Source organism: Chloroflexus islandicus, from assembly GCF_001650695.1.
In the GTDB taxonomy this organism is placed as follows: domain Bacteria; phylum Chloroflexota; class Chloroflexia; order Chloroflexales; family Chloroflexaceae; genus Chloroflexus; species Chloroflexus islandicus.
On sequence record NZ_LWQS01000067.1, the window covers coordinates 1 to 21,014 of the forward strand.

A 21,014-nucleotide genomic window follows, 5' to 3' on the forward strand; every position below is an offset into this window, starting at 1 on the left:
GAAGAGGGTCTCCGCTTCGCCATCCGCGAGGGTGGCCGCACCGTCGGCGCCGGCGTCGTGACCAAGATCCTTGATTAGCAGAATGTGAACCGGAAACGGGGGCGTGGTCTTGCCACGTCCCCGTCGATTGGAGAAAAAAGATGGCTAAGCAAAAGGTTCGTATTCGCCTCAAGGCGTATGATCACAAGATCCTCGACCAATCTGCGCGCCAGATCGTCGAGGCAGCCGAGCGCACCGGCGCGCTGGTCGCCGGCCCGGTGCCGCTGCCGACCAAGATCGAGCGCTATAGCGTGATCCGGTCGGGGTTCATCGATAAAGACTCGCAGGAGCAGTTTGAGATTCGCACGCACAAACGATTAATCGATGTGCTCGATCCGAGCCAGCAAACGATTAATGCCCTGATGAAGCTCAATCTGCCGGCTGGTGTCGATATTGAGATTAAGCTGTAGAAGAAAAGCAGGTGTTGCGTGCCGCTGACGACGGCTTCGTTCTTGGTCAACAGCGGTGGCGCGCGCCGGAAAGGCAGCCGCTGCGCGAATGACGCATGCTGCGGAGGTACACTATGATTCACGGATTGTTAGGTCGCAAAGTCGGGATGATGCAGTACTTCACCGAGAAGGGCATGGCCATTCCGGTGACGGTTATCTCAGCCGGCCCCTGCATCGTCACTCAGATCCGCACGCCGGAGCGCGATGGCTACAGCGCGGTGCAGCTTGGCTACGAAGAGGTCGAGCCGCGCAAGCTGACCAAGCCGCAACAGGGCCATCTCAAGGCGGCAGGCGGCGCGATGTTGCGCTATCTGCGCGAGTTCAGCGCCGATGATCCGCTAGCGCACAAGCCCGGCGAGGTGGTCACGGTCGAGCTGTTTAAGCCCGGCCAGAAGGTCGATATTGCCGGCAACTCGAAGGGACGCGGCTTTGCCGGTGTTGTCAAGCGGCACGGCTTCCGCGGCGGCCCCAAGACCCACGGCCAAAGCGACCGCCACCGCGCTCCCGGTTCGATCGGCGCCGGTACTACACCCGGTCGCGTGTGGAAGGGCCAGCGTATGGCTGGACGCATGGGCGGCAAGCGCGTCACCATCCAGAATCTGGAAGTGGTCGAAGTGCTGCCCGAGCAGAATTTGCTACTGGTGAAGGGCTCCGTTCCCGGCGCCCGCAATGGCCTGCTTCAGATCCGCAAAGCGGTGAAGGGCTAGAGGGGTAAAACGATGCAGGCAACACTCTACAATCAGGCCGGCGAACAGGTGGGCGCCATTGAGGTTAGCGATTATATCTTCGGCATCGAGCCGAATGTGCCGGTGATGCATCAGTATGTGGTGATGCAGAACGCGAACGCCCGCCTCGGTACGCACAATACCCGCGGTCGCGGCGAGGTCAAGGGTTCGACCCGCAAGCTCTACCGCCAGAAGGGTACCGGTCGCGCCCGCCAAGGCTCGATCCGCGCGCCGCATCACAAGGGCGGTGGTATCGCTCACGGCCCGCACCCGCGCTCGTATCGCGTCTCGATGCCGCGCAAGATGCGCCGGCTGGGCGTGCGCTCAGCGTTGTCGGCTAAGTTCGCCGCCGGCCAGATCCGGTTTGTGGATGCGCTGAGTTTCGCGCAGCCGCGCACCAAGGATTTCATCGCCTTCCTCAAGGCGCACGGCCTCGCCGATGTGAAGACGCTGGTCGTGATCGACAGCAAGAGCCCGGCGAACGAGAATCTGCGGCGCTCGGCCAATAATCTGCCGCAGGTGAAGACGCTGCTGGCCCACTACCTCAATGTGCGCGATCTGTTGGTCTATGACCACATCGTCATGCCCAAAGCGGCGGTTGAGGTGGTCGAGAGTTATCTCGGCGAACGCACGCGCGTGGCGGCGCCGGCGCAGGAGGATTAAATCATGCTGACGCCGTATGATATTCTGATCCGCCCGCTGATCACCGAGAAGAATACCAGCTTGATGGAACTCAACAAGTATACGTTTGAGGTCCATCGCGAGGCGACGAAGCCTCAGATCAAGCGCGCGGTTGAGACCATCTTTAATGTGACGGTCACCAAGGTGCATACGATCAATGTGCGCGGGAAGCCCCGCCGGCGCGGCCAGTCGGTCGGTTATACCCGCGATTGGAAGAAGGCGATTGTGACGCTGGCCGAAGGCGATCGGATCGAGATCTTCGGCGCATAACGTCGCTGCTGAACAGAAAGCAGTGACCGGCGCCGGTTCGCACTGATGAGCCGGCGCCGCCAGAGGGAGACAGAGTATGGGAGTTCGCATTTACAAGCCAACCTCGGCCGGTCGCCGCAATATGTCGGTCTCGACCTTCGAGGAGATTACCAAGAAGCGGCCAGAGCCGGGCTTGATCGAGCCGCTGCGCAAGAAGGCTGGCCGCAACAATCAGGGCCGCATTACCGTGCGCCATCGCGGCGGCGGTCACAAGCGGTTTTATCGCATTATCGACTTTAAGCGGAATAAGTTCGGCATTCCGGCCAAGGTGCAGGCGATCGAGTACGACCCCAACCGCAGTGCCCGGATTGCCCTGCTGGCCTACGCTGATGGCGAGAAGCGCTATATCATTGCGCCGCTCGGCCTCAAGGTCGGCGATACGGTGATGAGCGGCCCCGATGCCGAAATTCGCGTCGGCAACGCCCTGCCGATCAGCGCCATTCCACTCGGTACCCAGATCCACAATATCGAGCTGGAGATCGGGCGCGGTGGCGTGTTGGTGCGCTCGGCTGGCACTGCCGCCCAGTTGATGGCCAAAGAGGGTGATTACGCCACTGTCCGTATGCCTTCCGGCGAGATGCGCATGATCCACGTGCGCTGCATGGCGACCATCGGGCAGGTCGGCAATGTCGATCATCAGAACATTCGGATTGGTAAGGCCGGCCGCTCGCGCTGGCTCGGCCGCCGGCCGCGCGTGCGTGGAGCGGCGATGAACCCCCGCGACCATCCTCACGGTGGTGGCGAGGGTCGTGCGCCGCGTGGCATGAGCACGCCGAAGACAAAGTGGGGCAAGCCGGCCCGTGGCGTCAAGACCCGCCACAATCCGCGCTTCGATCGCTTTATTGTCCGCCGGCGCAAGTAAGGTTGCTCTGCCGGGTGGCGACCGTGGCCGCCCGGCATCCTATGAGGAGGAACTATGTCCCGCTCGTCGAAGAAGGGGCCATACGTCGATATTCGATTGCTCGATAAGATTGAGGCGATGAACAAGGCCAATGAAAAGCGGGTGCTCCGCACATGGTCGCGCGACTCGACCATCTTCCCGCAGATGATTGGCCATACCATCGCCGTCCACGATGGCCGCCGCCACGTGCCCGTCTACATTACCGAGAACATGGTCGGGCACAAGCTGGGTGAGTTTGCCCCCACCCGCTTCTTCCGCGGCCACGGCGGCAAGAAGGCCGATAAGCGCGGGAAAGTCAAGTAGCTCCCGCTTAAGTCCGATGGCATCAGACCAGAAACGTGGTAGAATAGCACGCTTGTGGAGATGCGTCGGGTAGCGATACGAGAAGAGCAATGGAAGCAAAAGCTGTGACCCGCTATGTGCGAATCTCGCCGCTGAAGGTTCGCCTCGTGATGGATGTTGTGCGCGGCATGCCGGTTGACCGGGCATTGGCCACGTTGCGCTATATGCCGCAAAAGGCGGCTCGCGAGGTTGCTCGCACCCTTAAGTCGGCAATCGCGAACGCCGAGCACAACTTTGAGATGGATCGCGAAGAGCTGTACATTAAGACCATTTACGCCGATCAAGGCCCGGTCTTGAAACGGTTTATGCCGCGGGCGCGCGGGATGGCGAATCGCATCCGCAAACCAACCACCCATATCACGGTGGTGGTGGCCGATAAGTCGGAGTACTAGTAGAGGGAGGCTCGCTTGGGGCGCAAAGTACATCCGATCGGCTTCCGGCTCGGGTATATCAAGGACTGGCAATCGAAGTGGTTCGCCAATGGCGACGAGTACACTCGCCAGCTTCATGAAGATATCGAGCTGCGCAAGCTGATCAGCAAGGAATTGCAGAGCGCAGGCGTGTCGCGGATCGAGATCGAACGCTCGGCCAATAAGATTGAAATTTCGGTCTATACGGCCAAGCCCGGGATCGTGATCGGCAAACGCGGCACGAATGTCGATACGCTGAAGAGCACGCTAGAGCGCAAAACGGGCAAGAAGATTAAGCTGAATATCAAAGAGATTAATCAGCCTGAACTTGATGCCCAGTTGGTGGCCGAGAGCATCGGCGAACAGATTACCAAGCGTGTCAGCTACAAGCGCGCGATGAAGCAGGCCGTCCAGCGCGCCATGCGGCTGGGGGCGCAAGGCGTTAAGGTGCGCTGCTCGGGCCGGCTCGGCGGCGCCGAAATGTCGCGCGTCCACGAAGAAGCCGAGGGCCGCGTGCCACGCCATACGCTGCGCGCTGATATCGATTATGCGCAGGTGCATGCCCACACGACCTACGGCCGCATCGGTGTGAAGGTCTGGATCTACAAGGGAGAGGTCTTCCCTAACCAGACCGCGAAGGCGCAGGTCGAACAGCCGGCGGCGCCCGCGCCTGCACCCGAACGGCGTGAACGCCAGCCGAGGAGGAATAGCAATGCTTCTGCCTAAGCGCACGAAGTACCGCAAAATGCAAAAAGGGCGCAGCCCCGGCCTGTCGTACCGCGGCAATAATGTCGCGTTTGGCGAGTATGGCCTGATGGCGCTCGAACCAAGCTGGATCTCCAGCCGCCAGATTGAGGCTGCCCGCCGTGCGATCACCAATTATGTGAAGCGTGGCGGTAAAGTGTGGATCCGGATTTTCCCCGATAAACCGGTCACCCGCAAGCCCGCTGAGACCCGTATGGGTGGCGGTAAGGGTTCGGTTGATCACTGGGTGGCGGTAGTCAAGCCCGGCCGGATTATGTTCGAGTTGGGCGGAGTTCGTGAAGAGGTCGCCCACGAGGCCCTGCGCCGCGCCGCGCAAAAGCTGCCGGTGAAGTGCAAGGTTATCGACCGCGAAGAGCAGGGCACAATGGCTACTGCCGAGGAGGTGAGCAGTGAAAACGAATGAGCTGCGCGCCCTCGATGACGCCCAACTGCGCGCGAAGCTGGCTGAGTATAAGGTTGAGCTGTTTAATCTGCGCTTCCAGAAGGCGACCGGCAGCTTAGCTAATACCGCTCGGCCCCGTCAGGTCAAGAAGGAGATTGCGCGCATCCTGACCATCCTGCGCGAGCGCGAGTTGGCGCAGGCTGAGCTCGGCTAACGGATTATGGAGCAGAGCATGATGACCGCAGAACAGAAGCGCAAGACGACAAAGGTTGGCCGCGTCGTCAGCGATAAAATGGACAAGACGGTAGTGGTGGCGGTGGATTATCTCAAGCCCCATCCGCTCTACCGCAAAATTATTCGGCGGACGAAGAAGTTTCACGCCCACGATGAGGAGAATGCCTGCAAAGTGGGTGATGTCGTGCGGATCGAAGAGACCCGCCCGCTGAGCCGCACGAAGCGCTGGCGGGTAGTCGAAATTGTCAAGCGTGGCGAGGAGGAGTAGCCATGATCCAGCCTCAAACACGGCTAAAGGTCGCCGATAATACCGGGGCCAAAGAGATCATGTGCATCCGGGTCCTCGGTGGTTCGCGGGTGCGCTATGGCCGGGTCGGCGATATCATTGTCGCATCGGTAAAGGTGGCTACGCCCGGCGGTCAGGTCAAAAAGGGTGATGTGGTCAAAGCGGTGATTATCCGCACGGCCAAAGAGTATGGCCGGCCCGATGGTTCGCACATCCGCTTTGATGATAACGCGGCGGTGTTGATCGGGAAAGAGAATAACCCGCGTGGCACCCGTATCTTTGGCCCGGTGGCCCGTGAGTTGCGCGAGAAGCAGTTTATGCGGATCGTGTCGCTCGCCCCGGAGGTGCTGTGATGCATGTGAAGACTGGTGATGAAGTGTTGGTGATCGCCGGCAAGGATAAGGGACGCCGCGGCAAGATTAAGCGCGCGCTGCCGGCGGTGAACCGGGTGGTGGTGGAAGGGCTGAATATCGTTAAGCGCCACCAGAAGCCGCGCGGCCCCGGTCGCGCTGGCGGGATTATCGAGATGGAAGCGCCGCTACACGCTTCAAATGTGATGCTGATCTGCCCGAGCTGCGGGCGGGCCTCGCGCACCGGCAAGCGCTTCCTCGAAGAGACCGATCATAAGGGCCGCCCGCGCAAGGTGCGCTATTGCAAGGCCTGTGACGCCATTATCGATAAGTAGTCTATTTCAGGGCCGGCGCAGCTTACGCCTGACGCCAAGCCCCTGGAGAAAGAGCCATGACCGTTCGATTGCGTGAAAAGTATCAGAAAGAGGTCGTCCCCGCATTGATGGAGGAGTTTAAGTTCAAGTCCATCATGCAGGTGCCGCGCCTCGTCAAAATTGTGGTCAATGTTGGCGTCGGCGAGGCGGTGCAGAATGCCAAGGCGATCGAGGCCGCGGTGAATGATTTGGCGACGATCACTGGCCAAAAGCCGGTGGTGACGCGGGCCAAGAAGTCGGTGGCGTCATTTAAGCTGCGCGCCGGGATGCCGATCGGTGCGATGGTCACGCTGCGCGGCGACCGGATGTACGATTTTCTCGACCGGCTCTGCTCGCTGGCGCTGCCGCGCATCCGCGACTTCCGCGGCGTGAGCCGCAGTTCGTTCGATGGCCGCGGCAACTATAGCCTTGGTCTGCGCGAGCAAATCGTCTTCCCAGACATCGACTACGACAAGATCGACAAGATTCGTGGGTTAGAGGTGGCGATTGTCACCAGCGCGCCGAATGATGAGCAGGCCTATTCGCTGCTCAAGCGGCTCGGTATGCCATTTCGTGATTAGTTTGAACTAAGAGCGCGCAGTGCGCTGACTGGTTCAACGCTTTGAGGAGGTATTCCGTTGGCTAAGAAGTCGTTGATCGTGAAGGCTCAGCGGCCGCCGAAGTTTCAGGTGCGCGCCTACCATCGCTGCAAGATCTGCGGCCGGCCGCGGGCCTATATCCGCAAGTTCGGGATGTGCCGTATTTGCTTCCGCGAGCATGCGTTGAAGGGCCTCATTCCGGGCGTCGTCAAGTCGAGCTGGTGAGTGCTGTGCGGCAATCAGAAACGTTTTTGACGCCCGACTTGTGAGGAGGCATACCGTGAGTGTGAATGATCCTATCGGCGATATGCTGACACGCATCCGCAATGCGTGCATGGCCCGCCATACAACGGTGACGATGCCGGCATCGAAGATGAAGATTGCGATTGCCGACATCTTGAAGCGGGAAGGTTTTATTCGGGATTACGCGGTGATCGATGATGGCAAGCCTTATAAGACCATCTCGATTACGCTGAAGTATATGTCCGACCGCCGGCCGGCCATTACTGGTCTGCGCCGGGTGAGCAAGCCGGGGCTGCGCATCTATACCAAGCGCGATGACATTCCGCGGGTGCGCGGCGGCCTCGGGCTGAGCATTCTCTCGACGCCGAAGGGTGTGCTCGCTGACCACGAGGCTTGGCGCGAGCGCGTCGGCGGCGAAGTGCTCTGCTACGTTTGGTAACGCGCACGGAGGAGTATCATGTCGCGAATTGGCAAACGACCGATTACCGTGCCGAAGGGCGTTCAGGTTACCATCGGCGAGCAGAACCTCGTGACGGTGAAAGGCCCGAAGGGTACCCTGACCCAGCAGTTGCACCCCGCTATGCTGATTAAGCAAGAAGGGGATGTGATTACCGTCCAGCGCCCTTCGGACGAGAAGTTGCACCGGGCTTTGCACGGCCTGACGCGCACCCTGCTCCATAATATGATTGTCGGGGTGACGCAGGGCTGGCAGCGGGCGCTCGAAATCAATGGCGTCGGCTACCGCGCCCAACTTGAGGGCAAGACGCTGGTGCTCAACCTTGGCTTTTCCCATCAGGTGCGCCTCGATCCGCCGCCGAACATTAGCTATGTCGTCGGTGAGCGCAAGTCGGCCAACGACCCGCTCGCGCTGACGGTGGTCGGAATCGATAAGCAACAGGTGGGTGAAGAGGCAGCGCGTATTCGCAGTCTGCGCCCGCCGGAGCCGTATAAGGGCAAGGGCATTAAGTACGTCGAAGAGAAGATCCGCCGCAAGGCCGGCAAGGCTGGTAAGGCGAAGTAGCCGGCTGGAAACGCGGCTAGCGGTATCCGCAGTAACGATAGGATAGATAGGATTGGTTGCAACGCATCTCGCCCCTCTCGATCCAGTCAGAGAGGGGCGGAGGCAGGGATACAACGCCACTGTTCTATCGTGATTGACCCAAGCGAGCGACGGGGGATAGAATCTCCGTTGCGGCAGTATTGAGGATAGTATGGGAAAACGAACACCACGTGAACTCCGGCTTCGCCGGCATAATCGCATCCGCAAGCGCGTGTCGGGCACCTCAGAACGGCCGCGGCTGAATGTGTTCCGCAGCCATGCCCACATCTACGCGCAGGTGATTGATGATACCGTCGGCCATACGCTGGTGGCCGCTTCCACCACCGAAAAGGGCTGGAACGGCACGCCAGACATGACCAAGACGCAGGAAGCGGCGCTGGTCGGCAAGTTGATTGCCGAACGAGCGTTGCAGGCCGGGATTACGAAGGTGGTCTTCGATCGCGGCGGCTATAAGTATCACGGACGGGTGAAAGCGCTGGCCGAGGCGGCCCGCGAAGCTGGTCTGAACTTCTAGTTGCCCAAGGGCAGCGTAGCGGAGGAACTGTGAAACGAGAACGTATCAACCCCGACACGCTGGAGCTCGAGGAGCGAGTCGTCCAGATCAACCGCGTGTCAAAGGTCGTGAAGGGCGGCCGGCGCTTCAGCTTTAGCACGGTCGTTGTGGTCGGCGATGGCAAAGGCCACGTTGGCATTGGCATGGGCAAAGCGGCAGAAGTGCCGGATGCGATCCGCAAGGGGGCCGAAGCGGCCAAGCGCAACCTGATCCGCGTACCGCTGGTGCATTCGACCGTCCCCCACGAGGTCGTGACCAAATATGCTGCCACCAAGGTGATGCTGCGCCCGGCAGCCCCCGGTACCGGCGTTATCGCCGGTCGCGGCGTACGCCCGGTGGTTGAGGCGGCTGGCATTAAAGACCTGCTCTCGAAGGTCTATGGCAGCAATAACCCGGTGAATGTCGTGAAGGCGACATTCAAGGCGCTGAGCGAGATGACCTCGCTGCAAGAGATGGCGCGCCGGCGCGACATGACGACGCAAGAGCTGATGGAACGCCGGACGCGGCGCGAAACGGAGGCGGCGTGATGGGTAAGCTGCGCGTAACGTATGTCAAGAGCGCAATCGGCTATGCGCGCGACCAGAAAGAGACGCTGGCCGCGCTGGGCTTGCGCCGCTTGAATCAGAGTGTGCTCAAACCTGATAATCCATCGGTGCGCGGGATGCTGTTTAAGATTCAGCACCTCGTGAAGGTGGAAGAGGTTGAGGACGAGGTGCAGGCATGAAACTTCACGATTTGCGCCCCGCCGAGGGTTCGCACCGCAAGAGCAAGCGCATCGGTCGCGGCCACGGCTCGGGCAAAGGCAAGACCGGCGGTAAGGGTATGATGGGCCAGAAGGCTCGCAGCGGGCCCGGTCCTTACCGCACCTTTGAGGGCGGCCAGAACCGGCTGGTGAAGCGCATGCCCTTCAAGCGCGGGTTTACCAACAAGTTCCGCGTTGAGTATGAAGTAGTGAACGTTGGCAGCCTTGCTGATTGGCCGGCTGAGCTGGAAGTGACGCCGGAATCGCTGTTGGATCGCCGGCTGGTGCGCCGCAAGAAGATGCCGATCAAGATTCTCGGCGACGGCGAATTGAGCCAGCCATTGGTGATCAAGGCGCATAAGTTTTCGGCCAGCGCCCGCCAGAAGATCGAGGCCGCCGGCGGCAAGGCGATCGATCTGACGTGGGTCGTCGAGCGCCCCTCGCGCTCGCGCGGGCCCAATCCGAGCATGCGCAACGCTCTCCAATCGTAATCGGTCAGTGCGGCGAGAACAACCGGGTTCTCGCCGCCCACAGGAAGCATCACCATGCTGCAGGCTGTACTTCGCGCTATTCAGTTGCCTGATCTCCGGCGCCGCATCCTCTTTACGATCGGGATGCTGTTTCTGTTTCGCCTGATCGCGCATATTCCGGTGCCTAACATCAACCCGGTAACGCTCGAGCAGTTGCGGCAGGCGCTGGCAACCAACCAACTAGCCCAGTTGCTCAACCTGTTTGCCGGCGGCGCGCTGGAAAACTTTTCGGTGGCGGCGATGGGTGTCTACCCGTATATCACCGCCCAAATTATTATGCAGTTGTTGCAGCCGCTGATTCCCGCGCTGCAAGAATTGCAAAAAGAGGGCGAACAGGGCCGCCTGCGCCTCAACCGCTACCAGTTGTGGCTGACCATTCCGCTGGCGTACCTGCAAGCCTACGGCCAGACGCTGACCCTTGAGCGCACGATTAACCCAAACAACGATCCGCTTCAGTCGTTGTTCCGCACCCCGTTCGATCTGGGGGCGAATTTCTTGCCAACGTTCACCGTGTTGACGACGATGGTCGCCGGTACGATGTTGCTGATCTGGCTCGGTGAACAGATCAACGAGCGTGGGATTGGCAACGGTATCTCGATCATCATCTTCGGCGGGATCGTGTCGCGGTTGCCCGGCTTGATCATTCAGGGTTTCCAGATCAGCCAAGCCGGTGATTTCAGCACCATTCTTGGTCTGATCGGCTTTATCGCCATCGCGCTGCTGACGATCGTCGGCATCGTGCTGATTCAAGAAGGCCAGCGCCGCATCCGGGTGCAATATGCGCGGCGGGTGCGCGGTAACAAGGTCTATGGCGGCCAGAGCAGCTTCATTCCGCTGAAGGTGAATTCGGCCGGCATGATCCCGCTGATCTTCGCCCAAAGCATTATCATCTTCCCCGGCATCGTCGCGTCGTGGTTCTACCGGCCCGGCGGCGAAGGGATCGGGAATGCGATCGCCGGCTTCTTCTATAACACGTTCAACCCGACCGGACAGGGTGGCGGGATCGTCTACATGACGCTCCTCTTCTTGTTGACGGTTGGGTTTACCTACTTCTACACGGTGGTGATCTTCACCCAGCAAGATCTGGCCGAGAACTTGCAGCGCAATGGCGGGTTCATCCCCGGCATTCGCCCCGGCAAGAAGACGGAGGAGTATCTGATGAAGGTGCTCAACCGGATCACGCTCGCCGGCGCGCTCTTCCTTGGCTTGATCGCGGTGTTGCCCTTCCTCACCCAGTCGATTACGGGGGTGCAGATTGGGCTCGGCAGCACTGCGCTGCTGATTGTGGTCGGTGTGGCAGTCGATACGATGCGCCAGCTTGAGGCGCAGTTGATTATGCGCGACTACGAGGGTTTCTTGACCCGGTAGGCGTTGCACACGAACGGCAAAAAGTGTAGTACAATACAAGTCGTTGCTCGCCGGCATGCCGGTTGGGCAGCGTCTTTGTGAGACAGGCAGACGGTCATACCGTACAGGGTGCTGTACGGTTCTGAAAATGAGCGAGCGCCGAGTCATGACCAACGTTATCTTGTTAGGACCGCCGGGGGCCGGCAAAGGCACACAGGCAAAGACCCTCGCCGATCGGACGGGTTTGACCCACGTCGCCAGCGGCGATCTCTTTCGCGCCGCGTTGCGTGAAGGAACCGAATTGGGCATGCTGGCAAAGTCCTATATGGATCGCGGTGAATTGGTACCCGATGAGGTCGTGATTCGGATGATCCTCGAGCGCATCCGGCAGCCGGATTGTGCCGCAGGTGTCATCTTCGACGGCTTCCCGCGAACCCAAGATCAGGCGCGGGCGCTCGAAGAGGCGCTCGCGGGTGACGGCGCTCGCATTGATGCCGTGCTCTTTTTGGCCGTGCCACAAGATGTGCTGCTGCGCCGAATTGCCGGTCGGCAGACGTGCCGCACCTGCGGCGCCATCTTCAACATCTATTATTTTCCGTCGCACCGACCGGGTATCTGCGACGCCTGCGGCGGCAAACTCTATCAACGGAGCGATGATTCGATCGAGACGGCGCAGCACCGGCTGGATGTCTACTTCGCCCAAACGATGCCGCTGATTGAGTACTATCAGCGGCAGGGCATCCTGCATGAGATCGATGGTCAACGTGAGATCGCGCTCGTGACAGAGGCAATGCTGAAAGCGCTGAGCCCGTATCTGGCGCCGGCGCAGCCGTAGGTTAGGAGGGATATGTCGAAGAAGAAGGACGTGATCGAGATGGAGGGCACGATCACGGAGCCATTGCCTAACGCAATGTTCCGGGTGCAGCTCGACAACGGGCACGAAGTGCTGGCTCACATCTCGGGCAAGATGCGGATGAATTACATCCGGATCTTGAAGGGTGACCGGGTGCTGGTCGAGCTGTCGCCGTATGACCTCACCCGGGGACGCATTACGTATCGCTATAAGTAGGGGGCGCGACGCAGCACGGCGGCGTCCGCCGCCGCAAGGAGGCTGAAATGAAAGTGCGAGCGTCGGTAAAGCCGCGCTGCGAGTATTGCAAGGTGATTAAGCGCAAGGGTGTGATCCGGGTGATCTGCTCGCGCACACCGAAGCATAAACAGCGGCAAGGATAACGGCAGGCAATATCCGCCCGCTCTGACGGGCCGAGAAGGACGCTCCGCCAGCCGCATCCGGTTGGCGGAACCTATCAGTAGCGAAGAGGACAGGCATGGCACGTATCGCCGGGGTTGATATTCCCCGCAACAAAAAGATCGAGATTGCGATCACCTACATCTATGGGATCGGGCGCTCGAATGGCATGGACATTCTGCGCAAGGCGAATGTGAATCCCGAGCGCCGGGTGCGTGATCTGACCGAGGAAGAGGTTGGCCGGATTCGCGAGATTGTCGATCGCGAGTATCGGGTCGAAGGCGATTTGCGCCGCGAGGTGCAGTTGAACATCAAGCGCCTGATGGATATTGGCTGCTACCGTGGCTTGCGCCACCGCCGCGGCATGCCGGTGCGTGGCCAGCGCACGCGCACCAATGCTCGCACTCGCCGCGGGCGGCGCGGTCAGGCGATCGGTATCAAGAAGAAGACCAAGAAGTAATTGCGATAAGGAGTGAGGCATGCCCGCGAAGGGAAAAGCGACCACGACGACGGCACGCCAGCGAGGCAAGCGCCGCGAACGCAAGAATGTGCCGAGGGGTCAGGCGCATATTCAGAGCACGTTTAACAATACGATCGTGACGATTACCGATCCGCAGGGCGCGGTGGTGTGTTGGGCGAGCGCCGGCCAGAGCGGTTTTAAAGGCTCGCGCAAGAGCACCCCTTACGCTGCGCAGGTGGCCGCCGAGAACGCCGCCCGCAAGGCAATGGAAAACGGCATGCGGTCGGTTGAGGTGTTTGTGAAGGGCCCCGGCGCTGGCCGCGAGGCCGCGATCCGGTCGTTGCAGGCCGCTGGTTTGCAGATCACGGCGATTACTGATGTGACGCCTATTCCGCACAACGGCTGCCGCCCGCCCAAGCGCCGCCGCGTGTAAGCGCAACGGTTCGGTGATGGGTAGCGACAAAGTACTCGTTCTGTCACTGTGAGACGACCGCAACTGGAACCGGAGGGCATTGTTCCCGGACGCCCACTGCGGTGGCGCGTGCAAGCAGCAGCGCCGGCGCCCATCTCACAGGCGTGCAAAGTGGAACGCAGCTTCCCTGCGTTCGTGATATTGACAAAGGATAAGGAAGACTATGGCGCGATACACAGGCCCCGTCGGTAAGGTGAGCCGGCGGCTGGGGATTGGAATCACCGAAAAAGGACAGCGCATTCTGAACAAGCGGTCGGATCCGCCGGGCCAGCACGGTGCTGCCGCCCGTCGCCGGCAGTTGTCCGACTATGGGATGCAGTTGCGCGAAAAGCAGAAAGCAAAGTTTCTGTACGGCGTCCTCGAGCGCCAGTTCCGCCGTTTGTTCGAGCAGGCGTCGCGCCGCAGCGGCGTGACCGGCGAGTACTTGCTGAGCTTGCTCGAGCGCCGGCTCGATAATGTGGTGTACCGGCTTGGGTTCGCCACGACACGCGCGCAGGCTCGCCAATTGGTGAATCACGGGCATATCGTTGTTGATGGTCGCAAGACAAATATCCCGTCGTATACTGTGAAGGTTGGGCAGGTGATCGCGGTGCGCCCGCAGAGCCGCAGCCGCACCTATTTTAAGAATCTGGTCGATAGCGGCGCGTTAAACAAGCACCGCGCCCCCGAATGGCTGCGGCTGAATGCCGCTGACCTCTCGGGTACAGTGGTCTCGCTGCCGCGCCGTGAAGATGCTGAGGCCGGGATCAACGAGCAGTTGATCGTCGAGTTCTATAGCCGGTAGTAGCTCCCGTCTGCGGGATGCAAACGAAGAAATGGGAGGCAGCCGTGCTCGATATCGCTCAACCAAAGATCGAGGTTGTCGAGACGACCGAGACCTTTGGGCGCTTTAAAATCGAGCCGCTCGATCCGGGCTATGGACATACGCTCGGCAACGCGCTGCGGCGCGTCTTGCTTACCGCCATTCCCGGATCGGCGATTACCCACGTGCGTATTGCCGGTGTCTATCAGGAGAGCGATACCATCCCCGGCGTAACCGAGGATGTGGTCGAGATCATTTTGAACCTGAAAGGCATCCACCTGCGTGGCCGCCACGAAGGCACGGCAACCGCGACGATCCGGAAGCAGGGGCCGGGCATCGTGACGGCAGCCGATCTGGTCTTGCCAGAGGGGCTGGCGGTCGTTGATCCCGATCACTATATCTGCACCCTCGAACATGCGCAGGCGCAGTTTGAGCTGGTGGCAACGATTGAGCGCGGTCGCGGCTATCTGTCGGCTGATCAGCGCGGAATCCTCCCGCTGGGTGAGATTCCGATCGATGCGATCTTTACGCCGGTGCCGCGGGTGAATTATATGGTGGAAAACACCCGTATCGGCCAAGCAACTGACTTCGACCGCCTGATTCTTGAGGTGTGGACCAACGGCACCGTGCGACCGGTCGATGCGCTCGACTATGCGGCTCGGGTGTTGGTGCATTACAACACGACGATCGCGAATTTCAACCGGCTGGCCGCCGAACCGGAATCCCAGCCTGAAGCGAATGGCTTGGAGATTCCAGCGAGCGTCTATGACACCTCGATCGAGACGTTGGAACTTTCGACCCGCACGTATAACTGCCTGAAGCGGGCCGAAATCACCAAGATCGGTCAGGTGTTGCAGATGGACGAGAAGGCGCTCTTGTCGGTGCGCAATCTCGGCCAGAAATCGATGGAAGAGATTCGCGATAAATTGATCGAACGGGGTTATATTCCGCGATTGCCTGCGAATGGGGCGTCGCGCTAAGAGGATACGACCATGCGACATCGACATGCCGGAAAATTGCTGGGGCGGTCGTATGAGCACCGCAAGGCGCTCTACCGTAACCTGATGATCGCCCTGATTGAGCACAAGAAGATTAAGACGACGCTGGCCAAGGCGCGCGCGGTCCAGCCTGAAATTGAACAACTGCTCTCGATTGCGCGCGAGGATACGCCGCATGCGCGCCGGATGGCGCTCTCGAAGCTGGCCAACAAGGACGCGATGCGCAAGCTGTTTACCTTTGCGCCGACCACTTACGGCGGGCGCAATGGCGGCTACACGCGGATTACCAAGCTCGGCCCGCGCCGCGGCGATGGGGCTGAAATGGCCTTGATCGAGTTGGTCTGATGCGGACGATTGCGCTGCTGCTAGCCTATGACGGCGCCGATTTCGCCGGCTCGCAGTGGCAAACCGACATTCGCACGGTGCAAGGCGCGCTCGAATCGGCATGGGAGGCGCTGACGCAGGAACAACGCCGGATTGTGTTGGCGGGACGCACCGATGCCGGTGTCCACGCCTCTGGGCAGGTGGCGCATGTGCAAACGGACACTCGCCATTCGCTCGCTACTATCTGGCGTGGCCTGAATGCGCATCTGCCAACCGATCTGGCGGTGCAGAATGTCGGTGAAGCGCCGCGCGATTTTCACGCGCGCTTTAGCGCTCTGCAGCGTGAATATCGCTATCTGATCGATTGTGCGCCGGCGCCATTGCCGCAACTCCGCCATCAGGCGCTGCATTATGCAGGATCGCTTGATGTGCCGGCAATGACCGCAGCGCTTCAGCTACTGGAGGGAACGCACGATTTTGCCGCCTTCACGACGGCCACGCCAACCCAACGCTCGACGGTGCGGACAATGCACTGGACCCGGATCGTCGAGCGGGAGTGGTTTGACCGGCGGTTGTTAGCCATCGAGCTAGCGGCAAATGCGTTTCTGCAACATATGGTGCGGATGATCGTCGGCACGCTGCTGCTCGTTGGGCGTGGGCGAATGACCGTCGATCAGTTTGGTGAGGTATTGGCCAGCCGTGATCGCCGGCTGGCCGGGCCAACCGCCCCAGCGCACGGGTTGACGCTCACGGCGGTGCGCTACCCACCCGGCCTTATTCGCTGGGTTGAACCAATAGAACGGCAAAATGGCACGACGAAGGTCGAACAGCCTTCGTCCTACGTACACGAGGAATAGGTGCTGTGAAGACCTATCATCAGAAACCGTCAGAAGTGCAGCGCGACTGGTACGTCATTGATGCGAGCGGGAAGGTGCTCGGCCGGTTGGCGACGCAGATCAGTACGCTGCTGCGCGGCAAGCACAAGCCGACGTATACCCCGTCGATCGACGGCGGTGATTTCGTGATTGTGGTCAACGCCGAGAAGATTGTGTTGACCGGGCGCAAGCCGGATCAGAAGATCTATTATCGGCACACTGGGTATCCGGGTGGCATTAAGGCTACCCCGTACAAGATGATGCTGGCCAAGAGCCCGGATCGCGTTCTGCGGCTGGCCGTCAAGCGGATGCTGCCGAAGAACCGGATGGGCCGCCGGTTGCTGACCAAACTGCGCATCTACGCCGGGCCGAACCACCCGCACGCTGCGCAGCAGCCCAAGCCCTACATCCCGCGCTAGTGCAGCGTGGGCCGTTGTTACTGCAAACTCGCGCCCTCGCGCGTTGATCACGAGCACGCGCCATTCCCGGCGCACAGGTGGTGAGGAGAAGGAATGGAAGCCAAGCGCTACTATCAGGGCACCGGCCGCCGCAAGACGGCGGTGGCGCGGGTGCGCCTCTTCCCCGGCAGTGGGGATTTTATCGTCAATGGTAAGAAGCCGGAAGACTACTTCGGCAATCGCGATCTGTTCCAGCGCAATCTGCGGCTGCCGCTGGTGTTGACCAATCACCTCAACACGTTTAACGTGCTGGTGAAGGTCAAGGGGGGCGGCGTGTCCGGGCAGGTCGGTGCGGTGCGGCACGGCATTGCCCGCGCCCTGCTCGATTACGATAGCGAGCTGCGCCCAACGCTCAAGCAGGCTGGCCTGCTCACCCGCGACCCGCGCGCGAAAGAGCGGAAGAAGGTCGGTCTCAAGCGCGCGCGCAAGGCGCCTCAGTACACCAAGCGCTAACGCAGACATCAGCGATTATCGCAGCGATGCAAGCAGGCAGACGGTCCGCGACCCGGCCGTCTGCTATGCATTATCATTCACTGGGCGGTTGGTATGCGCGTGATCACCGGAAAAGCCAAAGGGCATCGCCTGAAAGCGCCGAAAGGGCTTGGCACCCGGCCAATGCTGGATCGAGTCAAAGAGGCGCTCTTTTCCGTGCTGGAAGGGTACGGGCCGATTCGCGGCGCCGTGCTCGATCTCTACGCCGGCACCGGCTCGCTCGGCATCGAATGCTTGTCGCGCGGGGCTGACAGCGCCGATTTCGTCGAGCGCAATGCGCACGTCTGCTCGATCATCGCCGAAAACCTGCGCCATACTCGTTTTGATCAGCAAGCGCGCATCCATCACATGCCGGTTGATCGCTTTTTGCACCGTCAGCGCGGCGTTGGACGCTATGATATAATCATTATGGACCCGCCGTATGCTGATCCAGAGATCGAGGCGACCATGCAGCTCGTCGCGAGCAGTGGCGTTGGCAAAGAGGGCAGTTTGCTGATTGTCGGGCATTCGCCTCGTGTCGTGCTTGCCGATGCGTATCCCGGTCTGCACCGGATCAAATTTCGCCGGCTGGGAGATTCCTGTTTTTCGATCTACGAACTCGCGACCACCGCTACGCCGGAACAAGAAGGGTAAGCCATGCGCATCGCCATCTATCCCGGCAGTTTCGATCCGGTCACTTACGCTCACCTTGATATCGCCCGCCGCGCTGCGCGCATCTTCGACCGGGTTATCATGGCCGTTTTCGATCGACCACAAAAGCGGTTGCTGTTTTCAACCGAAGAGCGCTTGCACTTGTTACGAGCGACAACTGCCGACCTCGCCAATGTGGAAGCGATGAGCTATCATATCCTCACGGTCGAATTCGCGCGTGAGGTTGGTGCATGCGCCATTGTGCGCGGCCTGCGCGCCGGGAGCGATTTTGAGGCCGAGTTCCAAATGGCGCAGGTCAATCAGACGATCGATCCCGAGATTGAAGTGGTGGTGCTGATGGCTGGACGGCCATTCGCGCACATCAGCTCGACGGCTGTGCGTGAAATGGCGAGCCTAGGGCGCGATCCGGTCGAATTTGCGCCACCGGTGGTTGTGGCGGCCTTACGGGAAAAGTTCGCGCAGAGGGGGTGATCGCCATCGAGCTGGATGATCTGATTGATGAATTGGAAGAAGTGATCGCTGCCGGGGTTCGCTTGCCCCTCAGCGGCGGGCGCACGCTGATTGATGAAGGTCGCGTGCTCGAGATCATCGACCAGATGCGCACGGTCATTCCCGAAGAGATCCGGCGCGCCCGCCGGATTATCGCCGAGCAAGAGCAATTGCTCGCTGCTGCGCAAGCCCGCGTGCAAGAGGTGCTGAGCGAACGCGGTCTGTTGGCGGCGGTTGAAGCAGAACGCGCGCGCTTGCTGCAACAGGCCGAACAAGAAGCCGCTGAGGTGCGCGCCGGCGCTGACGCCTACGCCCGGCAAGTATTGGAAGAACTCGATGAGCGGCTGAGCAAGTTGCTCACGAGCGTGCGGAATGGCTTGCATGCGCTGGATGAGCGCCAACCGGGCGCTTGACAACCCGCCACTCTCTCGCCTATAATTTGGCGCTTGTGGCGGGGCCAATGGCGCGCCACTGGTGAATGTTATGACAGCTCTACGGTTTAATCTCGCGCAACTGCTGCGCGAAGAGATGGGGGCGCGACGTGATATTTCGTTTACCGAGCCATCGCTGCGGCTCGATGACGATTTGACGTTGCGCAATATTAGCGGCCGCCTCCGGTTGACCCGCACGGCGGCCGGTGTGTACGCACAAGTGACTGTTCACGGCGTTGTCACCCTCACCTGCGTGCGCTCGCTTGAACAGTTCGATTATGAACTTGATCTCGACTTCAGCGATCAGTTTTACGCTGTGGTCGATGTGGTGAATGGGCACCGATTGCCAAAACCGGTGGAAGATGATCCGTTTATGCTCGATGAGCTGCACCATATCGATGTGGGTGAAGCGATTCGTAGCTACGCGCTGATCAGCTTGCCGATGAACCCGGTCGCGCCGGCTTACCGCGACCAACCGGTTAACTATACGGTTGAGTCGGAAGGCATTGAGGAAGACGACGCTCCAGTCGATGAACGCTTCGCTGCGCTGCGTGAATGGGCGGAGCGACAACGGAACCAAAACTGAGGAGTAACAAATCATGGGTGCAGTACCGAAGCGAAAAGTATCGCGCCACCGGCGCGGCAACCGGCGGCAGCATCTGGCATTGACACCGCCGGTCATGGTAACTTGCCCGCGCTGCGGCGAATTGATGCGGGCGCATCGCGCATGCCTGTCGTGCGGTTACTACAAGGGCCGGCAGGTCCTGAAAGTGAACGCTGAGTAGTCAGTTACGCTTGGATCGTGACACGTACAGGGTCCACAGGCATGAAGGGGCTGCCTGCCGATCGGATCGGTTTGGCAGCCCTTTACCGTAGATAGAAAGGCCGTGAGGGTGAGCAGGGAACGTTACGCGGCAGTGATCGGCTGGGGTATGGCCGTCCCCTCGCGCGTGATCACGAATGATGAGCTGGCACAACGGATTGACACCTCTGATGAGTGGATCCGCACCCGTACCGGCATCCGTGAACGCCGGGTCGCTAGCCCCGGTGAGAGCACATCAACCTTGGCAACCGCCGCCGGACGCGAGGCGCTGGCAATGGCGGGAGTCGATGCGGCGACCATTGATACAATCATCGTCGCTACCTGCACCCCTGATCGACCGTTCCCCGCGACCGCCTGCACGGTGCAAGCGAATCTGAACATCCCACGGGCGACCGCGTTTGATCTAGCAGCAGCCTGTAGCGGCTTCGTCTACGGGCTGACCGTCGCCACGAGCCTGATTAAAAGCGGGGTGAGCCGCCGCCTCTTGCTGATCGGGGCCGATATCTTTACCCACTATATCAATTGGGATGACCGCAATACCTGCGTCTTGTTTGGCGATGGCGCCGGTGCAGTGGTGCTAGAAGCGACCGATCAGCCGTTTGGCCTGATCGCTTCCAACCTGAGCGCCGACGGCAACCTCGAAGACCTGATGGCGGTCGATGCCGGCGGCACACGCATGCCGCTCACTGCCGAGCTGCTGGCTGAAGGCCGGCAATATGTCTACATGAATGGGCGTGAAATCTTTAAGCACGCCGTGCGTGAGATGAGCGATTCAGCGATGCAGGTAGTGCAAGCGGCTGGGTTGACGATCGACGATATTGCGCTGGTGATCCCGCACCAAGCCAACGTGCGGATCATTGATGCGGTCGCGCGCCGGCTCGAAATTCCGCCTGAGCGGGTGATGATCAATCTCGACCGGTATGGCAACACGTCGGCGGCTTCTATTCCGATTGCCCTGTACGAAGCAGCCCAACAGGGCCGGATTACATCTGGCGACTATGTCTTAGTCACCGCATTTGGCGGCGGCTTAACGTGGGGGTCGGGCGTGGTACGCTGGGGCCGTCCGGCGCAGTAAGGGGTTTGCTGGGCCGCAATGAGCGGCCCAGAAGCTATAGCGAGCTAACACGGACGATGAGCGGTCACGCTAGCGCAAGAGCCGAGGGGGAGGGCACGGCGCTGGCAGGGAAGGA

At 60.5% G+C, this 21,014-nt stretch carries 40 protein-coding genes; all 40 read left to right on the forward strand.

Annotated elements, in window-relative coordinates; all coding sequences use genetic code 11:
• The coding region (locus tag A6A03_RS20020) for an EF-Tu C-terminal domain-related protein (RefSeq protein ID WP_156525324.1) at positions 1-78 on the forward strand (78 nt) is incomplete at its 5' end.
• A 62-nt stretch (positions 79-140) separates the two neighbouring features.
• Positions 141-449 carry a 30S ribosomal protein S10 gene (gene rpsJ, locus A6A03_RS13300; RefSeq protein WP_012258230.1) on the forward strand — a complete coding sequence of 103 codons (309 nt, stop codon included), beginning with the start codon at positions 141-143 and terminating at the stop codon, positions 447-449.
• A 113-nt stretch (positions 450-562) separates the two neighbouring features.
• A complete protein-coding gene (rplC, locus tag A6A03_RS13305) occupies positions 563-1,195 on the forward strand; it encodes a 50S ribosomal protein L3 (protein WP_066789226.1) in 633 nt (210 codons plus the stop codon).
• 12 nt (positions 1,196-1,207) lie between these two features.
• Positions 1,208-1,876 (forward strand): 50S ribosomal protein L4, encoded by a 669-nt coding sequence (rplD, locus tag A6A03_RS13310; RefSeq protein WP_066789229.1) that lies wholly within the window; start codon positions 1,208-1,210, stop codon positions 1,874-1,876.
• A 3-nt stretch (positions 1,877-1,879) separates the two neighbouring features.
• A complete protein-coding gene (rplW, locus tag A6A03_RS13315) occupies positions 1,880-2,164 on the forward strand; it encodes a 50S ribosomal protein L23 (RefSeq protein WP_066789231.1) in 285 nt (94 codons plus the stop codon).
• Positions 2,165-2,240: 76 nt separating this feature from the next.
• The gene (rplB, locus tag A6A03_RS13320; protein ID WP_066789233.1) at positions 2,241-3,065 is read left to right on the forward strand and encodes a 50S ribosomal protein L2; all 825 of its coding nucleotides are present in this window, start codon (positions 2,241-2,243) and stop codon (positions 3,063-3,065) included.
• A 54-nt stretch (positions 3,066-3,119) separates the two neighbouring features.
• Positions 3,120-3,407, forward strand: a complete 288-nt coding sequence (rpsS, locus tag A6A03_RS13325) for a 30S ribosomal protein S19 (RefSeq protein WP_066789235.1) — start codon at positions 3,120-3,122, stop codon at positions 3,405-3,407.
• An 89-nt stretch (positions 3,408-3,496) separates the two neighbouring features.
• Positions 3,497-3,838, forward strand: coding sequence for a 50S ribosomal protein L22 (gene rplV, locus A6A03_RS13330; protein WP_066789237.1), 342 nt, complete (start codon positions 3,497-3,499; stop codon positions 3,836-3,838).
• 15 nt (positions 3,839-3,853) lie between these two features.
• Complete coding sequence (gene rpsC, locus A6A03_RS13335; RefSeq protein ID WP_066789238.1) at positions 3,854-4,582, forward strand: 30S ribosomal protein S3; 729 nt, start codon at positions 3,854-3,856, stop codon at positions 4,580-4,582.
• Entirely contained in the window at positions 4,569-5,024 is a 456-nt protein-coding gene (gene rplP, locus A6A03_RS13340) for a 50S ribosomal protein L16 (RefSeq protein WP_066789240.1), read from the forward strand. The genes rpsC and rplP overlap by 14 nt, the downstream gene beginning before the upstream one ends.
• Entirely contained in the window at positions 5,011-5,217 is a 207-nt protein-coding gene (gene rpmC / locus A6A03_RS13345) for a 50S ribosomal protein L29 (protein WP_066789242.1), read from the forward strand. The genes rplP and rpmC overlap by 14 nt, the downstream gene beginning before the upstream one ends.
• An 18-nt stretch (positions 5,218-5,235) precedes the next feature.
• Entirely contained in the window at positions 5,236-5,505 is a 270-nt protein-coding gene (gene rpsQ / locus A6A03_RS13350; RefSeq protein WP_066789245.1) for a 30S ribosomal protein S17, read from the forward strand.
• A 2-nt stretch (positions 5,506-5,507) separates the two neighbouring features.
• The gene (gene rplN / locus A6A03_RS13355) at positions 5,508-5,876 is read left to right on the forward strand and encodes a 50S ribosomal protein L14 (RefSeq protein ID WP_012258241.1); all 369 of its coding nucleotides are present in this window, start codon (positions 5,508-5,510) and stop codon (positions 5,874-5,876) included.
• Positions 5,876-6,208 carry a 50S ribosomal protein L24 gene (gene rplX / locus A6A03_RS13360; protein ID WP_066789248.1) on the forward strand — a complete coding sequence of 111 codons (333 nt, stop codon included), beginning with the start codon at positions 5,876-5,878 and terminating at the stop codon, positions 6,206-6,208. Before rplN ends, rplX begins: the two co-directional genes overlap by 1 nt.
• Before the next feature lie 56 nt (positions 6,209-6,264).
• Complete coding sequence (rplE, locus tag A6A03_RS13365) at positions 6,265-6,807, forward strand: 50S ribosomal protein L5 (protein ID WP_066789250.1); 543 nt, start codon at positions 6,265-6,267, stop codon at positions 6,805-6,807.
• 57 nt (positions 6,808-6,864) lie between these two features.
• Complete coding sequence (locus A6A03_RS13370) at positions 6,865-7,050, forward strand: type Z 30S ribosomal protein S14 (RefSeq protein WP_066789253.1); 186 nt, start codon at positions 6,865-6,867, stop codon at positions 7,048-7,050.
• Between the two features lie 55 nt (positions 7,051-7,105).
• A complete protein-coding gene (gene rpsH, locus A6A03_RS13375) occupies positions 7,106-7,507 on the forward strand; it encodes a 30S ribosomal protein S8 (protein ID WP_066789256.1) in 402 nt (133 codons plus the stop codon).
• An 18-nt stretch (positions 7,508-7,525) separates the two neighbouring features.
• Positions 7,526-8,089 carry a 50S ribosomal protein L6 gene (gene rplF / locus A6A03_RS13380; protein WP_066789258.1) on the forward strand — a complete coding sequence of 188 codons (564 nt, stop codon included), beginning with the start codon at positions 7,526-7,528 and terminating at the stop codon, positions 8,087-8,089.
• A gap of 190 nt (positions 8,090-8,279) precedes the next feature.
• A complete protein-coding gene (rplR, locus tag A6A03_RS13385; RefSeq protein ID WP_066789261.1) occupies positions 8,280-8,642 on the forward strand; it encodes a 50S ribosomal protein L18 in 363 nt (120 codons plus the stop codon).
• A gap of 29 nt (positions 8,643-8,671) precedes the next feature.
• Positions 8,672-9,208, forward strand: a complete 537-nt coding sequence (rpsE, locus tag A6A03_RS13390) for a 30S ribosomal protein S5 (RefSeq protein WP_066789264.1) — start codon at positions 8,672-8,674, stop codon at positions 9,206-9,208.
• Positions 9,208-9,405, forward strand: coding sequence for a 50S ribosomal protein L30 (rpmD, locus tag A6A03_RS13395; protein ID WP_015941720.1), 198 nt, complete (start codon positions 9,208-9,210; stop codon positions 9,403-9,405). The genes rpsE and rpmD overlap by 1 nt, the downstream gene beginning before the upstream one ends.
• On the forward strand, positions 9,402-9,914 hold the full coding sequence (rplO, locus tag A6A03_RS13400; RefSeq protein ID WP_066789267.1) for a 50S ribosomal protein L15: 513 nt from the start codon (positions 9,402-9,404) through the stop codon (positions 9,912-9,914). The genes rpmD and rplO overlap by 4 nt, the downstream gene beginning before the upstream one ends.
• Before the next feature lie 54 nt (positions 9,915-9,968).
• Positions 9,969-11,321 carry a preprotein translocase subunit SecY gene (gene secY / locus A6A03_RS13405; protein WP_066789269.1) on the forward strand — a complete coding sequence of 451 codons (1,353 nt, stop codon included), beginning with the start codon at positions 9,969-9,971 and terminating at the stop codon, positions 11,319-11,321.
• Between the two features lie 145 nt (positions 11,322-11,466).
• Positions 11,467-12,135 (forward strand): adenylate kinase, encoded by a 669-nt coding sequence (locus A6A03_RS13410; protein WP_066789272.1) that lies wholly within the window; start codon positions 11,467-11,469, stop codon positions 12,133-12,135.
• Positions 12,136-12,147: 12 nt separating this feature from the next.
• Positions 12,148-12,369, forward strand: a complete 222-nt coding sequence (gene infA, locus A6A03_RS13415; protein ID WP_012258253.1) for a translation initiation factor IF-1 — start codon at positions 12,148-12,150, stop codon at positions 12,367-12,369.
• 47 nt (positions 12,370-12,416) lie between these two features.
• Entirely contained in the window at positions 12,417-12,533 is a 117-nt protein-coding gene (gene rpmJ, locus A6A03_RS13420; RefSeq protein WP_012258254.1) for a 50S ribosomal protein L36, read from the forward strand.
• 95 nt (positions 12,534-12,628) lie between these two features.
• Positions 12,629-13,009, forward strand: coding sequence for a 30S ribosomal protein S13 (rpsM, locus tag A6A03_RS13425; RefSeq protein ID WP_066789275.1), 381 nt, complete (start codon positions 12,629-12,631; stop codon positions 13,007-13,009).
• A 19-nt stretch (positions 13,010-13,028) separates the two neighbouring features.
• Positions 13,029-13,442 carry a 30S ribosomal protein S11 gene (gene rpsK / locus A6A03_RS13430; protein WP_066789278.1) on the forward strand — a complete coding sequence of 138 codons (414 nt, stop codon included), beginning with the start codon at positions 13,029-13,031 and terminating at the stop codon, positions 13,440-13,442.
• Positions 13,443-13,644: 202 nt separating this feature from the next.
• Complete coding sequence (gene rpsD, locus A6A03_RS13435) at positions 13,645-14,265, forward strand: 30S ribosomal protein S4 (protein WP_066789281.1); 621 nt, start codon at positions 13,645-13,647, stop codon at positions 14,263-14,265.
• Positions 14,266-14,309: 44 nt separating this feature from the next.
• Complete coding sequence (locus A6A03_RS13440; protein WP_066789358.1) at positions 14,310-15,263, forward strand: DNA-directed RNA polymerase subunit alpha; 954 nt, start codon at positions 14,310-14,312, stop codon at positions 15,261-15,263.
• A 12-nt stretch (positions 15,264-15,275) separates the two neighbouring features.
• Positions 15,276-15,626 carry a 50S ribosomal protein L17 gene (rplQ, locus tag A6A03_RS13445; protein WP_066789283.1) on the forward strand — a complete coding sequence of 117 codons (351 nt, stop codon included), beginning with the start codon at positions 15,276-15,278 and terminating at the stop codon, positions 15,624-15,626.
• Positions 15,626-16,462, forward strand: coding sequence for a tRNA pseudouridine(38-40) synthase TruA (truA, locus tag A6A03_RS13450; protein WP_066789286.1), 837 nt, complete (start codon positions 15,626-15,628; stop codon positions 16,460-16,462). The genes rplQ and truA overlap by 1 nt, the downstream gene beginning before the upstream one ends.
• A 5-nt stretch (positions 16,463-16,467) precedes the next feature.
• Positions 16,468-16,899, forward strand: coding sequence for a 50S ribosomal protein L13 (gene rplM, locus A6A03_RS13455; protein ID WP_066789289.1), 432 nt, complete (start codon positions 16,468-16,470; stop codon positions 16,897-16,899).
• 93 nt (positions 16,900-16,992) lie between these two features.
• A complete protein-coding gene (gene rpsI / locus A6A03_RS13460; protein ID WP_066789292.1) occupies positions 16,993-17,391 on the forward strand; it encodes a 30S ribosomal protein S9 in 399 nt (132 codons plus the stop codon).
• Between the two features lie 93 nt (positions 17,392-17,484).
• On the forward strand, positions 17,485-18,063 hold the full coding sequence (gene rsmD, locus A6A03_RS13465) for a 16S rRNA (guanine(966)-N(2))-methyltransferase RsmD (protein WP_066789295.1): 579 nt from the start codon (positions 17,485-17,487) through the stop codon (positions 18,061-18,063).
• Positions 18,064-18,066: 3 nt separating this feature from the next.
• Positions 18,067-18,552, forward strand: coding sequence for a pantetheine-phosphate adenylyltransferase (coaD, locus tag A6A03_RS13470; protein WP_066789298.1), 486 nt, complete (start codon positions 18,067-18,069; stop codon positions 18,550-18,552).
• On the forward strand, positions 18,549-18,983 hold the full coding sequence (locus tag A6A03_RS13475; protein WP_066789300.1) for an SPFH domain-containing protein: 435 nt from the start codon (positions 18,549-18,551) through the stop codon (positions 18,981-18,983). The genes coaD and A6A03_RS13475 overlap by 4 nt, the downstream gene beginning before the upstream one ends.
• Before the next feature lie 70 nt (positions 18,984-19,053).
• A complete protein-coding gene (locus tag A6A03_RS13480; RefSeq protein WP_066789302.1) occupies positions 19,054-19,587 on the forward strand; it encodes a YceD family protein in 534 nt (177 codons plus the stop codon).
• A 13-nt stretch (positions 19,588-19,600) separates the two neighbouring features.
• The gene (rpmF, locus tag A6A03_RS20025) at positions 19,601-19,786 is read left to right on the forward strand and encodes a 50S ribosomal protein L32 (RefSeq protein ID WP_076798259.1); all 186 of its coding nucleotides are present in this window, start codon (positions 19,601-19,603) and stop codon (positions 19,784-19,786) included.
• A 108-nt stretch (positions 19,787-19,894) separates the two neighbouring features.
• Entirely contained in the window at positions 19,895-20,899 is a 1,005-nt protein-coding gene (locus tag A6A03_RS13485) for a beta-ketoacyl-ACP synthase III (protein WP_066789304.1), read from the forward strand.
• Positions 20,900-21,014: the final 115 nt, after the last annotated feature.

What these genes read in the sequence shown, in the direction of transcription:
- truA (WP_066789286.1), top strand. Translation starts at nt 15,626, where the DNA reads ATGCGGACGATTGCGCTGCTGCTAGCCTATGACGGCGCCGATTTCGCC.
- rsmD (WP_066789295.1), top strand. Translation starts at nt 17,485, where the DNA reads ATGCGCGTGATCACCGGAAAAGCCAAAGGGCATCGCCTGAAAGCGCCG.
- rplW (WP_066789231.1), top strand. Translation starts at nt 1,880, where the DNA reads ATGCTGACGCCGTATGATATTCTGATCCGCCCGCTGATCACCGAGAAG.
- rplP (WP_066789240.1), top strand. Translation starts at nt 4,569, where the DNA reads ATGCTTCTGCCTAAGCGCACGAAGTACCGCAAAATGCAAAAAGGGCGC.
- rplC (WP_066789226.1), top strand. Translation starts at nt 563, where the DNA reads ATGATTCACGGATTGTTAGGTCGCAAAGTCGGGATGATGCAGTACTTC.
- rplB (WP_066789233.1), top strand. Translation starts at nt 2,241, where the DNA reads ATGGGAGTTCGCATTTACAAGCCAACCTCGGCCGGTCGCCGCAATATG.
- rplD (WP_066789229.1), top strand. Translation starts at nt 1,208, where the DNA reads ATGCAGGCAACACTCTACAATCAGGCCGGCGAACAGGTGGGCGCCATT.
- rpsD (WP_066789281.1), top strand. Translation starts at nt 13,645, where the DNA reads ATGGCGCGATACACAGGCCCCGTCGGTAAGGTGAGCCGGCGGCTGGGG.
- rpsK (WP_066789278.1), top strand. Translation starts at nt 13,029, where the DNA reads ATGCCCGCGAAGGGAAAAGCGACCACGACGACGGCACGCCAGCGAGGC.
- rplN (WP_012258241.1), top strand. Translation starts at nt 5,508, where the DNA reads ATGATCCAGCCTCAAACACGGCTAAAGGTCGCCGATAATACCGGGGCC.
- rpmD (WP_015941720.1), top strand. Translation starts at nt 9,208, where the DNA reads ATGGGTAAGCTGCGCGTAACGTATGTCAAGAGCGCAATCGGCTATGCG.
- rpmJ (WP_012258254.1), top strand. Translation starts at nt 12,417, where the DNA reads ATGAAAGTGCGAGCGTCGGTAAAGCCGCGCTGCGAGTATTGCAAGGTG.
- infA (WP_012258253.1), top strand. Translation starts at nt 12,148, where the DNA reads ATGTCGAAGAAGAAGGACGTGATCGAGATGGAGGGCACGATCACGGAG.
- rplQ (WP_066789283.1), top strand. Translation starts at nt 15,276, where the DNA reads ATGCGACATCGACATGCCGGAAAATTGCTGGGGCGGTCGTATGAGCAC.
- rpsJ (WP_012258230.1), top strand. Translation starts at nt 141, where the DNA reads ATGGCTAAGCAAAAGGTTCGTATTCGCCTCAAGGCGTATGATCACAAG.
- secY (WP_066789269.1), top strand. Translation starts at nt 9,969, where the DNA reads ATGCTGCAGGCTGTACTTCGCGCTATTCAGTTGCCTGATCTCCGGCGC.
- rpsS (WP_066789235.1), top strand. Translation starts at nt 3,120, where the DNA reads ATGTCCCGCTCGTCGAAGAAGGGGCCATACGTCGATATTCGATTGCTC.
- coaD (WP_066789298.1), top strand. Translation starts at nt 18,067, where the DNA reads ATGCGCATCGCCATCTATCCCGGCAGTTTCGATCCGGTCACTTACGCT.
- rpsM (WP_066789275.1), top strand. Translation starts at nt 12,629, where the DNA reads ATGGCACGTATCGCCGGGGTTGATATTCCCCGCAACAAAAAGATCGAG.
- A6A03_RS13410 (WP_066789272.1), top strand. Translation starts at nt 11,467, where the DNA reads ATGACCAACGTTATCTTGTTAGGACCGCCGGGGGCCGGCAAAGGCACA.
- rplV (WP_066789237.1), top strand. Translation starts at nt 3,497, where the DNA reads ATGGAAGCAAAAGCTGTGACCCGCTATGTGCGAATCTCGCCGCTGAAG.
- rplX (WP_066789248.1), top strand. Translation starts at nt 5,876, where the DNA reads ATGCATGTGAAGACTGGTGATGAAGTGTTGGTGATCGCCGGCAAGGAT.
- A6A03_RS13480 (WP_066789302.1), top strand. Translation starts at nt 19,054, where the DNA reads ATGACAGCTCTACGGTTTAATCTCGCGCAACTGCTGCGCGAAGAGATG.
- rpsI (WP_066789292.1), top strand. Translation starts at nt 16,993, where the DNA reads ATGGAAGCCAAGCGCTACTATCAGGGCACCGGCCGCCGCAAGACGGCG.
- rpmF (WP_076798259.1), top strand. Translation starts at nt 19,601, where the DNA reads ATGGGTGCAGTACCGAAGCGAAAAGTATCGCGCCACCGGCGCGGCAAC.
- rplF (WP_066789258.1), top strand. Translation starts at nt 7,526, where the DNA reads ATGTCGCGAATTGGCAAACGACCGATTACCGTGCCGAAGGGCGTTCAG.
- rpsQ (WP_066789245.1), top strand. Translation starts at nt 5,236, where the DNA reads ATGATGACCGCAGAACAGAAGCGCAAGACGACAAAGGTTGGCCGCGTC.
- rplE (WP_066789250.1), top strand. Translation starts at nt 6,265, where the DNA reads ATGACCGTTCGATTGCGTGAAAAGTATCAGAAAGAGGTCGTCCCCGCA.
- rplO (WP_066789267.1), top strand. Translation starts at nt 9,402, where the DNA reads ATGAAACTTCACGATTTGCGCCCCGCCGAGGGTTCGCACCGCAAGAGC.
- rplR (WP_066789261.1), top strand. Translation starts at nt 8,280, where the DNA reads ATGGGAAAACGAACACCACGTGAACTCCGGCTTCGCCGGCATAATCGC.